The sequence below is a fragment of the Draconibacterium orientale genome, assembly GCF_900111425.1.
Lineage (GTDB): Bacteria > Bacteroidota > Bacteroidia > Bacteroidales > Prolixibacteraceae > Draconibacterium > Draconibacterium orientale.
Genome location: NZ_FOHT01000014.1, coordinates 82,267 through 96,364, shown reverse-complemented (window position 1 = coordinate 96,364; position 14,098 = coordinate 82,267). Strand labels below are relative to the sequence as shown.

The 14,098-nt window shown below is 44.4% G+C and carries 7 protein-coding genes; all 7 read right to left on the bottom strand.

Going from position 1 to position 14,098, the window contains the following annotated elements; all coding sequences use genetic code 11:
* Positions 1-22: 22 nt before the first annotated feature.
* The 7 genes from BMW53_RS09485 to BMW53_RS09455 all read right to left on the bottom strand — a co-directional run bounded on the left by BMW53_RS09485 (position 23) and on the right by BMW53_RS09455 (position 14,042).
* A complete protein-coding gene (locus tag BMW53_RS09485; protein WP_074780563.1) occupies positions 23-1,948 on the bottom strand; it encodes a sialate O-acetylesterase in 1,926 nt (641 codons plus the stop codon).
* 4 nt (positions 1,949-1,952) lie between these two features.
* The gene (locus BMW53_RS09480; protein WP_038555022.1) at positions 1,953-4,502 is read right to left on the bottom strand and encodes a glycosyl hydrolase 115 family protein; all 2,550 of its coding nucleotides are present in this window, start codon (positions 4,500-4,502) and stop codon (positions 1,953-1,955) included.
* 248 nt (positions 4,503-4,750) lie between these two features.
* Entirely contained in the window at positions 4,751-5,959 is a 1,209-nt protein-coding gene (locus BMW53_RS09475; RefSeq protein WP_038555024.1) for an alpha/beta hydrolase family protein, read from the bottom strand.
* A 181-nt stretch (positions 5,960-6,140) separates the two neighbouring features.
* On the bottom strand, positions 6,141-8,309 hold the full coding sequence (locus BMW53_RS09470) for an endo-1,4-beta-xylanase (RefSeq protein ID WP_038555027.1): 2,169 nt from the start codon (positions 8,307-8,309) through the stop codon (positions 6,141-6,143).
* A gap of 20 nt (positions 8,310-8,329) precedes the next feature.
* Complete coding sequence (locus tag BMW53_RS09465) at positions 8,330-9,364, bottom strand: DUF5627 domain-containing protein (protein ID WP_038555031.1); 1,035 nt, start codon at positions 9,362-9,364, stop codon at positions 8,330-8,332.
* Between the two features lie 33 nt (positions 9,365-9,397).
* A complete protein-coding gene (locus BMW53_RS09460) occupies positions 9,398-11,170 on the bottom strand; it encodes a RagB/SusD family nutrient uptake outer membrane protein (RefSeq protein WP_038555033.1) in 1,773 nt (590 codons plus the stop codon).
* A 25-nt stretch (positions 11,171-11,195) separates the two neighbouring features.
* The gene (locus BMW53_RS09455) at positions 11,196-14,042 is read right to left on the bottom strand and encodes a SusC/RagA family TonB-linked outer membrane protein (protein ID WP_038555036.1); all 2,847 of its coding nucleotides are present in this window, start codon (positions 14,040-14,042) and stop codon (positions 11,196-11,198) included.
* Positions 14,043-14,098: the final 56 nt, after the last annotated feature.

Sequence of the window (14,098 nt, the reverse complement as noted above, 5' to 3'; positions counted from 1 at the left end):
TGTATTATTTGATTTTTTCAATTTAGTCTTCGGTTGTAAAGGGCGATGCGGGCAGGTTTTCTTTATTTTTCAGGTTCGCCCCGGCCGGATTATCATCCCAGGCATAACGCACGGCCACCGGTTCTTTTACCTTTCTGCTCCAAACCTTAACCGTGTTTTTACTCATCACCACGGCATTTGCCCAAACAAATTTGCCATCCTCTCCTGCTATCTGAAATCCTTCGAGTAAGCTATTCGCGTAGAGCCCCGACCCTACCGACGAGAAAGTGAGCAAAATACTACCGTCTTCCACTTTCATCGATTCGTAAAGCGGACCGGCACTAACCAGCTCATCATTTCCGTAGGCCACTCTTTCGGCTTCCAAAGCTAAACGACGAGCGACTTCTTTTTTATTGAGCGGATGAATATCGTTCCATTCGCCAATATCAAAAGCTACTGCCATCCCGGTATTTGGAAGTTCCAGCGCACGACGTTGTGCATCGCGGGTTTCGGCCCAGCCACTTTTAACGGGTTGTTTATTCGGAATTCCCAGGTTGGCCAATTGTACAAACAAGAATGGCAAAGCGGGTTTTTCCAACTGATCACGCCAATCCACAATCAGGTCTTTAAACAACTGACGATACTGAAAGCCACGTCCGGCATTTGTTTCTCCCTGGTACCAAATCACGCCTTTAACAGTGTATTGTTTCATCGGATTAATCAATGAATTATACAACCCTCCCGGACGAAATCCCAGTCCGCCAAAATTTGTTTTCGGAGGATTTAACTCGGCTCCTATATGGTATTGCCAGTCGCCGGTAATATCGATGACTTCGTTTCCAACACGCACTTCGTAAGGTTTTTCTTCCACAAAACCACCGCGTCCGCCCTGGCTAAATACACGCACCATTACTTTGTTTGTTCCGGCTTTTAAAACGCCCTCGGGAATGGTATAAATTCGTGGAGGATACTGATAAGTAATGTTGCCCACAAAGGTTCCGTTTACAAAGGCCGAGTCGCTGTCGATAATGCGGCCCAGGCGTAAAATGGCTTCTTCGCCTGCCAACGATTCATCCAATTCAAATTCCTTGTAAAACCAGATGGAACCGTTCCAGAAGTTAACACCTTTATCTGTCCAGTACCCCGGCAAAGAAATCTGAGGCCAGTTGGAAACATCAACACCTTTTTTCGACCATTTTCCTGCACCCGGATCGTTTTTGTTTACTTCGGCAAACCAGTTGAATGGTTTTATCTCGCCATGCTCTTCAACGTAGGCTGCACGCATCGAGTCCATCTTCTCGCCTTGCGCTAACCATTCATCGAGAAATGGCCTTACTTTATTTTTACTTAACCAGGCTTCGGCCGGCGAACCGCCAATTGCGGTACTGATTATGCCTACCGGAACATCCTGAGATTCATGAATTTTATCAGCAAAAAGCCAGGCTACAGCCGAAAATTCCATAATATTTTCAGGTGTTGATGACAGCCATTTTCCATCGGGATAATCGGCTTTTTTGCTCTCCGCATTTTCGCGTGTTGACGAACGGAAAAGACGAATCTGGTCGGTATTTATTTTCAAAATCTCGTCGGCATACAAATCCATTACGCGGCGCAATTGCAGCTCCATGTTCGATTGCCCTGAAGCCAGCCAAACATCGCCAACCAAAATATCGGTCAGTTCTATCTCATTTATGGTCATGGAATACGGACCACCGGCAGCCATTGCCTCAAGCTCAAGCTGCCAGTTGCCGTTCCTGTCTGCCTTGGTTTTATATATTTCTCCTAAAAACTCAATTTGAATCATTTCTCCGGCATCAGCCCAGCCCCAAACCGTAACCGGCTCGTTACGCTGAAGCACCATTCCATTACTTACCAAACGGGGTAATTTTACAGCTGCGTTTAGATTTCCGCCAAAGACAAAAAGGAGTAGTAACGCTAAAAAACTGTACTGTATTCTATATTTGTTCATCTAATTAAAATTTTACTCGTTCACTTTCGGGTGCTCCCAGGTAGCTCGGTTTCAGGCTTCCGGTGTCGATCAGTATTTTTTGCAAAACAATTCCAGGCTCCAGCACGCGAATACGCAAACGGTGCAGGCCGGCTTTATCTATTTTGTGATTTGTAGAAGTTTTAATGATACGGTTGGCTTGCCAGGGGCCTAATTCGCCCCGGTAATTTCCGTTAATATTTACCACCTGCTCCGGTCCGCCATCGAACGAAACCGCGTAACGTAATCCTTTGTTAGCGTTGAAATTCAGCGTTGGCGATACCAGTACCTGAACTTCAAAATCGCCGGTTGATGTAAAATCAACAGCATATTCCAGATATACCTCGTCGTTTTCGCCGGGATAAGCATTTTGCGGGAAGGTGCTTACTGCCGAAACTGTTTTCCCGAGATCGGGAATTACTTGCCAATTTATTGTTTCAGTACCTTTTGCTTTCTGATAGTTTTCGGCTTCAATAGAAACATAACCATCGGCTTCTTTAAATGCCAGTTCTTCATTCAACACTTCAGGAGTATTCAGTCGTTCAACAGCTGGCATCGTTGCTTGTCGGGGTTCCTGCCAATAGGTGTAACCAATGCGCACCTGGTCCATCATGTGGTTCCATTTACCTCCGGCAATTTGCTGATTGTAATGAACCGTTAACGCCGAATCGCGCTTAAAACAGGTTTCCACAACATCGGCCCAATAATTGGCTTCAGTATCCTTGTTCGCTATCAATTGCTGGTTTTTGGCCACTGCATAATACATTTCGTATAAATTGGCGGTGGCATTCGTTGGAAACAATACCAGTTGATCGAATGCATCTTTGTAAGCATTTGGAAGGAGGTTGTAAAGGCGGAGTGCATCAAATGCCAGGTCGCGATATTCGTTCCGAACCCGCTCAAATTCATTATAATTTTCCAGACTGTAGGTTTTGGCATTCAGCAATTCGGGCGTAACCCGATGGTTAAATTTCGTGTATTGATTCAGGATACGCGCTGCTTCGGCGGCATATTTTTCGCCAAATTGTTCGGCACACCAGTTTTCAATATAATCCATTAAATTATTCGGATTAAATTGTTCCGGATCCCAGGCCATATCAAGGAAAAAGCTAATGGGATACTCCATCGGTTTCAGGTCGCCCACGTTCACCACCCAAAGGCGATCTACTCCGTGACTGTAGGTCAGGTTCATTTGCTCCCAAACCCGCTGAATTTGCGTAACATTAATCCACTTATAATTTCGGGGTCCACCTACATAATCGAAATGATAATACATGCCGAAACCACCTTCGTGTTTTGGTGCATTTACATCAGGCAGTTTGCGCACATCGCCCCAGTTATCGTCGCACAACAAAAGCGTAACGTCATCGGGCACACGCATACCTTTGTCGTAATAATCCTGTACCTCTTTGTACAAAGCCCACACCTGTGGTGTTTCTTCCGGTTTTTTACCGGTAACATCGCTGATGATTTTTCGTTGATCTTTTACAATATTTTCCAGCAGGGCAATGTTGGTTCCTTCTTCCATGGCTTCATCGCCATCGCCTCGCATACCAACCGTTACAAGCGTTTCATAGTTTTTATTTCGCTCCATTCCTTTTTTCCAGAAATCGGATAGAACATCTTTATTTTTTGTGTAATCCCAAGCGCCTGAACCGTATTTGTGCCATTCGGCCTGTGCCCGGCCCAAAGGTTCGTGATGCGAAGTTCCCATAACAATACCCAGCTTATCGGCCAAAATGCCATTCTCAGGATCGTCATCGTAAAAAGCTTTTCCCCACATGGCCGGCCACATAAAGTTTCCCCGCAGCCGAAGAACAAGCTCGAAAACATGCGCATAAAACTGGTGATTTATTCCGCCAAATTTTTCACGTGCCCAATTTCCAAGCGCCGGTTCTTCATCGTTTAAGAAAATTCCGCGGTATTTTACTTTTGGCGATTCGCTTACCCAACGTCCGGCTTTTACGTGCACCACCTCCTTTTTTTCAACCGGAACATCGGCCCACCAGTACCAGGGCGAAACGCCCATTTCGCGCGAAAGGTTGAGCATGGCATAAATGGTTCCGCGTTTATCGCTTCCGGCTAAAACCAGGGCCTTTTTTACGCCCGGAAACGGATTTTCAACCACCTGGGTTAAACTACGTTCCCACTCGCTTTCAATATCGGCAACGTTAATTTTTTCGGAGCGAATCAATTGGTCGATTAATTCGTTTTTACCCAATGTTCCTACCAAGATTATTTCTTCAGGCAATGATGTATTTGCAGCTATAATTTCCGGAGTATGACCGCTTACCCTGTTTATATCGTTTACCAACCATTCGGCTACAGTTTTTACTCCCGCAAAGTCATTCGGACCAAGTACTACCGGAGTTGGTTGATTATTTTCGATTAGCGCAAAAGATCCCTCTTCCTGTGCAAACGCGACATAATCCATCCTGTCCTGAGCTGTTGTTAAAAATGGTGCGAAAAATGCAAACAGAACAAGGCCTAAACAAACGCCTGCATCGCTAAATCGCTCAACTAATTTTTTATTCATTTTTATTGGTTTAATTCAGTATTCGGACTGATTTGTCATTTACTTGTTTTGATAAATCAATAGCACGAATAGTCAAAATTTTATTCCTTCACTTTTTCAGGTAGTGAAATCCTATAACTTTTTCTTCAAAAATAAGCCGATGTGCTTTTTGCGATTTTAGTTTTTGAATATTTGATTTCTACTTTTACACATATTTCATCATTTTAGAGAAGAAAATGCTACTACTACAGGTCTTTTTGAATAACTGATTACTGCCAGTCGATCCATTTGTTATAATCCACCTCGGGGAAAGGATGAATGGCCACATGGGTATTTACGGTATCGTTATCCAGCAAAAATTTATCGAGAAAGGCTTCAACTTCGGGTCGTTGTACGTCGGGCAACTGGCAATGCGGATGACCGGCAACAATTGAAAATCCAAACCGGTCGGCAATACCAAACGTTTCCCAAACGCGTTTTGCGGCCTGGCACGAAACGTATCCCGACTCATCGGCCAGCCACTCGTAATCCGGATTTCCGAGTACAAGTAAGGCACGCGGAGCTATCATGGCCATTAATTCATGATGATCGAAAGGCAGTTTCTGCACGTGGTTGGCAAATTGCGACATACTTTCCATAAACCAAACATAATTGGTTCGACCAAGGGTTTCCACTTCGCCCAGGGTTTCGGAAACGCGCCAGGCGGCGGCTCCTCCTCCACCCGATTCCTGTGCAATGGTAAGGGCAATGCGTTCGTCGAAAGCGCCCGAAAAAAGCGCCATTTTCCCGGCAAAAGAGCAGCCGGTTATCGCCAGGTGTTCCAAATCGATGGGCAGTTCATCGGCCACCAGTTCCAGTCCGTCAATCAGGCGGCTAACGCCCCAGGGCCATGCGGCATACGATCCTATGTAAGCCAAATCGGGGTATAATTTATTTATGGGCTCGCTACCGCGTTTCTGTTGCCAGGCCACCACCTGGCTGAAATCGTAGGTAATTTGAGCAATATTTCGTTCCGAGAATAAATCGGCAGGCAAACTTCCCGAGCCTCTTCCAATACCAATTACTGCCGGGAACGGGCCTTCTCCATCAGGTAAAATAATACCTGATTTTAATGTTAATGTTTTTCCGTTTACGGTGATATTAACCGTAAGTGTATCGTTTTTAAAATTGGCTGAGATCGAATCGGGGCGACCGGGTTTGGGCCCTGTTTCGTAGTGTTGAATTTCGGCAGCTATTTCGTTGCGACGTTTACTCCAGTCGCTGAATTTTGTAGAACGCCCGCTACCGTCCGACCAGGCAAAAGGGTCGGTTAAGCCTTCTACAACCGGCAATTCGTCCAGATCGGGCAACACCGGTTTTTCAAAATCTTTTCCTCTGTTTTCTACACTGTACACTTTGGGGATTGATTGTTGCCGACTGCACGATAGAAATGCAATACAGCAACACAAAACAAGCATTAGATGGTTTATGGTTTTCATTTCTTTTCAGGTTTTATTGGATTCGTTTTAGTTGAATTTAGCTTAGAAAGCTATAGTTTTTTTATTGAACTGTTTTTTATTGAGATTGCTTAACTGGCATCAAATCCGGAGTTTATAAAAACGAGAAAAAGAGACTGCCTAAAAAAGACAGTCCCTTTACCTAAACTAAACCTATATGATACTAGTTACCAGATAAGCCATCAGCGAATCCGGCATAAGCCGGTTTTCTGTAGTAATTCAGATTCCACAGACCAATTGGCTGGTCGGCCCTCCATGAAGACTCTTTCGGACTATCAAGCGGGCTCCAGACAGTAATACCGTATTGTTGAGAGGCCGGGATCAATTCCAGGTACTTTTCAACAACAAACTGATACAAATCGGCCTGCGCCTGCAGGTCAGCCTCGGTTGCATTTGCTGTTATTACTCCGTCGGCAATACCCATATCAAGTTCTGATATTTTTATCAGTTTTCCGGTAGCCGCCAACAGGTTAAACATTTCCACAATTTTATCCTTATCCGAGTTGGTGTTAATGTGCATCTGTGTTCCGATTCCATCAACACGAGCCCCCTGCTCTTCGATGTACTCAACATATTTTATAAGCCCTTTACATTTATCAATGTTGTATTCCAGGTTATAATCGTTGATGAATAATTTATCTTCAGGGCTACCGTATTGCGCTGCCAGGTTGAAAGCCATAACGGCATAGTCTTTACCCAGGTAGTCTTGCCAGTAGAAATGATCGGCCGCCAAATTATTGTTGCCAATACCGGTCTTTAATTCATATGGGTTACCATCATCCATTGGTTCATTCACTACATCCCAGGCATGTACATAATCTTTCGATACTTCCATCATTCCGGCAATCCAGCGATCGAGTTCAGCAGTAATGGTGTCTTTCTTTTCTTCGGGTGTCATTTCAATGATTTGTTCGCCACCACCATCAGGATTTAAACGACGTAGCGTAACATCATCAATATATACCGTTCCAACATAATCTCCAAAACTGATAATAAAGCGGTTACGATCATCTCTGCCCGCTACTGTTTCCAGGGTATATTCTGTCCATTCATTTGATACATCGAAAGAACCAAAACCATCGCTTGAATAATCAGACGATGACTGAATTTCTGCGCGAATTGCTCCGGGAGCAGTAGCTTTCACCTGAAAATTAAGAACATAATTTGATCCTTCAACAAGTGGTGCCAAATCGTAGGCCACTTGTGCCTCCCAGAAATTACCGGCTGATGGATTGGTAAACGTATAAGCAAAACCACTGCCGCCATAACCTTCACCATCGGCCGACAGACTTCTTGTTGAGGCACCGCCCCAGCCGCCCCAGCCGCCGTCGCCGTTTTCAAAATCAGTATTGGTAATAACACTTGCCTCGAGAACCGGGCCTCCGCCACCACTCTCGTTGTATTTTTTTACTGAAATATTATCGAAATAGAAAACGTTGGCATTTACTCCCAGGTTAAAAGCGATTGCACCGGCACCACCATTTTTAGCCATATCGGCACTAACGGTTACTTGTTTTGTGTAAGTGATCCACTCAGAAGATGCAGGAATAGCACCAAAGAAATCATAAAAGCTGTAAGCGTAAGGTACACTATGCGCCTGAGTAGGGATACTAAAATCCACATCAGCCTTAACATCCATGGTAAGTTCATACTGTTCGCCTTCCTGTGCGGCCGGATCGATAAGTACGAAAAACTGTGAATCCCAGTCATTAGCATGACCTCCTGAGTTGGTAATTTTCAATGCTCGTCCTTCACCGTCTTTACCTCCACCATCGGCAGTAAACTCCATAGCTGCACCAGCATTACCCAGGTACTTCGAAGCATCGTCAGTTTCGAAATCGATTTCGGTTACCGGATCCCAGGTTGGACCGGCAGTTCCGGGAATTATCGTTGGTGCAATTGTGCTGTTCAGGTATTCCGCATTTTGGTTGGCATGCCACGCAAGCGTATGCCCGTATATAGTAACACCTGCTTCCTGTGCGGTGGCAATAAAATTCTTCACTCCTGCAAAGTTCATGCTTCCATTATTCTGCACAATGGCACCGTGTTTCATTGCATATCCTGCTGTTACCTCATCGAAGTTCGACATGATATGGCTATAAACCACCCCTCTTTCGTTGAAAGCGTTCAGCGAAACTCCTGCCCCCAATTTAAAATCGGGGCTGGCGCTTCTGTCAACGTATGATTTCAACACATCGTAATCGTTCAAATATTCCTGTTGAACAACACTTTCGGGTTTATCGACTCTATAGTCGAGTAAACTATCTTCAACGCAGGATGCCATAAAAAGAACTGAAACGGCACCCAGCAAAAGTTTATTTATGTATTTCATCTTCAATTTGATTTAAGCGATTAGTTTACATTATATGCTGGTGCAAATGTTTCCATTGTTACACCACGGTCGCGAACAACCAGTACATCATTTGTAGCGTAACTTTTGCTCCCCATATCAATGGTATAATCCAGGTAAAGCGCGTTACGATCTTTGTTTCCCCAGCTGTTTTTCTCGCCATCGATTACGAACGAACCACTACCCGATGCTGTAAATCCTTCAGTTGCAGAAGAAATAGTGCAGGCATTCTGGTCGTCGAAGGTAAGTAACAAGGTACAGGTTACGTTTTCACCGTTTTCGTCAACAAGCGAAACCGGGAATTCAACCGAACTTAACGAGGCAGTATTTAATGCCACCACTTCGTCGTCTTCAACATATTCGGCCTCGCGGGTAACGGTAGTGGTTGCTCCGTCTTCGGTAATTACATCTTCACCACGGCGCAGGTAGTTACCGTGCCATGGATTGATGAATTTTACGCAGTACAATACAAAGTCTTTTGGTAAAACTTCCCAGTCGGTATCGTTTCCTCTAAGTGCTCCGTCAAATTTTGGAACGCCTGAAAGAATAGAATCGGCATTTACCACATTTGTCATTCGCAAAGGAATAACATAGGTATTTTTGATTGCATCCGGATCGGCAAAAAATGCATCCGAAAGTTGAACTTCAACGCCATCTTGTAAGGTTTTATCCAAATAAATTTTATCGGCAGCCAACGAATAGTAGTTGGTTGGCATAGCCTGAACCGGCGTTGTAAACTCAGTATCGAAATACAGATTGCTGCACAAATTATTGTCAACAGTTACATCGATACCAATGCTTAGATCGTTGGCGTAAACACCCCCCATTGTAGCATAAATTTCGCATTTATGTTCGTTATCGAGCGTATTATCGATAATATCTTCGCCCAGCACAATAGTCCTTACCGGGTATTGATAGGCAAAATATACGGTGCTGTAGTCAAAATCCGGAAACTCTACATCCTGGTTCTCGCACGACGTGAATAGCATTGCAAAAATTCCGGCTGCCACTATCATTAAAAATTTAATCTGTTTCATCTCTTTCAATATTTTGAATTAATATTCAGAAAATTACCAACCTGCATTTTGTTCCAGGTTACTCCATTTCTGTATTTCACCGTAAGGTATTGGTCCGTAATACATGTAATCGGCATAATTTCTCGATTCCACATCAATTAATGTATAGGTACCATTCGCATCTTCTATTTGTATTCCGCGAGCCGTTTCGTTCAGGTTTGCTACCTCCCAGCGACGTAAATCCCAGAAGCGGTGATTTTCGAAACAAAGCTCAATACGACGTTCGTTACGGATTAACTCGCGCATTGCATCCTGGTCGCCTTTAACCGATTCGAGGTAAGCATCGCCGTTTTCGAGGCCAATACCAGCTCTTTCGCGGATGGCTTTAATAACATCGTATGCAGAGTAAGCGTTTCCGCCATTTCCCGTTGGGCCCCAGGCTTCGTTAGCCGCCTCGGCATAGGCCAGGAATATTTCGGTGTAGCGAATTCGTGCAGCATAGTGCTTTTGGTCGGTATCGAACTCAGGATTTGGGTTACAATCGTAACGCAACAGTTTACGCAGGTAATAACCGGTACGTGTCGATTTTCCGTTTTCCTGGTTGATTCCGTCTTTGTCGTCGGCGTATGTACCGGTAATAATTACATCGCTGTTTGGTCCTTGCGTACTTTCGTTTACCACAATGTAATCGTTTAATCGTGGGTCGCGGTTGGCGTAAGGGTTTTCAGCATCGTAGCTACTTGCCGCATCGGTAATTGGGTAACCATCAACAGTTGGGAATGCATTAACTAAATTCTGTGTAGGATTTACACGTCCGTTGCCGTATAACGACGGAGGGAAATTGTCGGTTTCCAGGTCGTTGTTCTGGCCGATATCGCCTCTCCAGATAATTTCGGGAGGTGTTACACCTGATGCCAAAGCTTCAATTTCGCTGATATTGGCATACCAGGTATGTCCGTTGGCAGCCAAACCGTTTGGTCCGCCAATACGGTCCAACACATCAGCCGCAAAGTTTGCAGCATCTTCCCACGATACTGTTGTTCCGGCGTTGTATGCCGGGCTGGCAGCTAACAAAGCAGCCTGTGCACGAACGGCTTCAACAATACGCCCGGTAATACGGCCACGCATGTGATTACCGTTTACGCGGTTGTAATCGCCGGCGTTGGTAACGCCCAGCGACTGGTATTTTGATGGAATTTCGCCATCAGAAATATCGCCGAAATCCAATGGTAACAGATCCATTGCCGTATTTGCATCGGCAATAATCTGATCGATGCATTGCTGGAATGTATTACGTGGTGCGTTAAAGTCCGACTCAGCAGTTTCAGGCTCGGTAACAATAGGTACACCTAGCAGTTCACCACCTGCGGTCCAACCGCCGTGAGCCTTTAAAAGTGCCAACATTTGAACGGCTCTCAGCGCGTAAGCTTCGCCTTTCAAACGGTCGTTATACATGGTGTTTATCACTTCGTCTTTACTCCAAACCACCTCATCGGTATTGGCTAAAAACAGGTTGATATACTGAATAGCATTTCTTCGGCCTTGCCATTGCGACATTGGATTAGTATTGGCAGTCCACGATCCGGTGGCCATTGCCAGGTAATCGTTTTCGTTATCGTTGCTTACTGCATCATCTGTTGCCACATCGCTTTGCGGAGCCGACGAATAAGGCAATAATATGTATGCGTTGGCCAAAATACCTTGTGCATATGTAGGTTCGTTGTACATCGCTTCAAGTCCCCTGTTGTTCTCCAAAGCCGGCTCGAACATGTCTTCGCAGGCGGTGAACAGAAATACAAGAACCACTAATTTTATTATATTCTTCATCGTTAAAATTCTTTAGTGTTACTTATTAGAATGTGGCCTTTAAACCAATGTTAAAGAATCGCGTTTGCGGAGCACTGTCGAATTCCAGTTCCAGGATATCTTTTTCCTTTGAAATGGTTAACAGGTCGGCTCCACTTACGTATGTCGAGATGCTTTCGAACACACTGTTTTGAATCAGGCTTTGTGGCAAATCATAAGTGATTTGTACTTTCGCCAGGTTAAAACGATCGGTTTTGTACATCCAGAAATCAGAGTTACGGAAATTATTACTTCCGTTCGTTGTTGTTAATCGCGGATAAGTAGCTGTAGCTTTTGTTCCTTCTGTCCAACGATCGAGCACTACTTCCGAGTATTTTCTTTCGCCGTAAACCCAGTGGTACGCGTCGTTTTTAAAGGCATAAGCGCCATAATTTCCGGTACCTAAAGCAAAGAAGGTAAAGCCTTTGTATTTAGCTGTAAAGTTTACACCCAAAGTAAGCGGAGCTCCACTCCATCCGGCGCGGCCAAGGTATACTTCATCTTTTTCATCGATTTGACCGTCATTGTTTTGATCCACATATTTAATGTCGCCGGGTTTAACCTCACCACCAAATTTTTGCTCAGGAGAACTGGCTACTTCTTCGGCACTCTGGAATAAGCCTGCGCTTTCCAGACCCCAAAGTCCGTCGATGGCAGTTCCTTCGCGGTACAGGTAATCGTACTCGTAATTTTCATCACGTTGAGTAGCTTCGGTGGTATAATAAATACCAGAAACACCCAAGCTAAGATCTACTTCGCCAACCTGCTTGTTTACGTTCGCGCTAAAGTCGAATCCTACGCGTTTATCGTTGTTGAAGTTAACAGTTGGAATAAATGAAGCCTCAGGCCACCAGGTAAAGAAATAATTCGGGTAAATGGTTGACGGTTCGATAGGCAATCCTTCGGTAGAATTGATAAAGAACGAGGCATTAACTGTTAAAAGTTTTTCCCAAAGCGAGGCATTTAAAGTAGCCGAAATTTCTTTGCGTTTTACAAAGTCGAGTTCCTCATTTCCGCCTCGTTTCGAGTTGGTTGAACGTTCCGATGCACCATCGTACCATCCCCACCATGCACCATCAGCCTGATCGTAAGTGGCTTCGTACATGTAAAAGTCTTCAATGTCGAGGTCTGAATTCAGGATACTTCCCGATAGGTTCAGGCTTAATTCATCAACTACCGATGAGTTGGCCATAAAATCCTCTTCACTGATTTTCCATCCTAAACTCACTGTTGGCGACAGTGCCTGACGGTTTCCTTTGGGCAGTTTTGCCGAATGAATTACCGATGCACTAAAATCGGCATAGTACTTATTCTTGTAGTTGTAAGCCAGTTGCAAACCGGCATTTGCACTACTGGTGCGGTGATACTGACCAGAGTTTGTAATTTGATAACCCGAGGCAATTAACATCGCATTCAGGTTATGGTCGGCATTTATCGTTTTGTCGTAGGTAAAGTATCCCGAGAACGCAATTGTTTGATTATTGGTACTTCCCCCTACATTTTGCACACCCGGATTTTCATCGTTACCTTCCTTCGCCAGTGAGGCAATTACATCGGCACCGTTGTAATCGTACCAGCTTGGTATATATACCGCATACGTATTATTATACGATGTGCTGTACGAAGTAGCATAATCAACAGCGAACTGTGTGTGAAATTTTAAACCTTCAGTAATACCTTTCAGATCGAAATCCAAACCGGTATCAAACTGAAACTGTCGGCTTGTCCATTTGCTGTAACCACCTGCATAATAATCTGCAAATACATTGGTACGGTCTAACTGAGAACCACCCAGGAAATAACGGCCACCGATAATGTTTGCACTTCCGTTTACCAAATTCAACGATTGCTGATCGTTTGGATCAATAAAGTCGAGAGGAATTAACGGAGCAATACGGTTAGGACGTAGTGTAGAAGCAGCAGTCCAGTAATTGCCGTCTTCTTCGCTCGAATTTGCACTTCTTGCATTGTAGAAGGTTGCATTGGTATTGATGTAGGCACTGATAAAATCATTCAGATTCAAATCGATGTTACCGCGGATATTCAGGCGGTCGGTAAAATTATCAGCAGCTTCGCCAAAGTCGAAAACATCGCCCTGACGGTAGTAGCCAATATTGGTGTAAAACTTAGCTCGTTCGTTACCACCTAAAATTTCGGTAGAAACGTCGGTACGGTTGTAGTACGACTTTAAATAATCTGATGAATAGAAATCCACATTCGGGTAACGGTATGGATTGCTTCCCGATGCGTGGTGGTAAATATCTTCATCGCTGTACAAAGCCGTCTGTCCATCATTTACACGTGCTTCGTTATACAAGCTCATGTACTGTGCCGATCCTAAATAAGAAGGATTGCTTTTTGATACATGAAAACCCGTGTTGGCGCGCACATTAATTTCAAGCGGTGTGTTTTTACCACGTTTGGTAGTAATTAAAATGGCACCTTTTGCTGCACGGCTACCATAAAGTACCACTGCTGCCGCCGATTTCAGGAATGTAATCTGCTCAATTTCAGTAGGCAGCACATTGTTGGCCGCACGCGGCACTCCGTCAACCAGCACCAGGTAGTCGCCCATGCCCCACAGTGCATTACCGGTGAAACCACCAATGTAGCCCTGCATATTGTCTAAACTATAGGTATTATAGTTCTTTTTGGTTAATTCTTCGAGATCGACCACCGAAACACCACCCAGAATGTCGCTTTGAGCTACCTTACGATAAGGAACCTGCACTAATGGATCGTCGGTTATAATGATCGTATCCGTTTCATTTCCTGCCGGAGTTTGCGCGTTCATCAAAAACGGAACAACTGCAAACAGGGCAAATAAAATGAATCTCTTTTGTATATGTTTCATCTTATTAATATTGTTAATTCTTAACTGTATAAGATGTAACTCCCATGATTTTAATC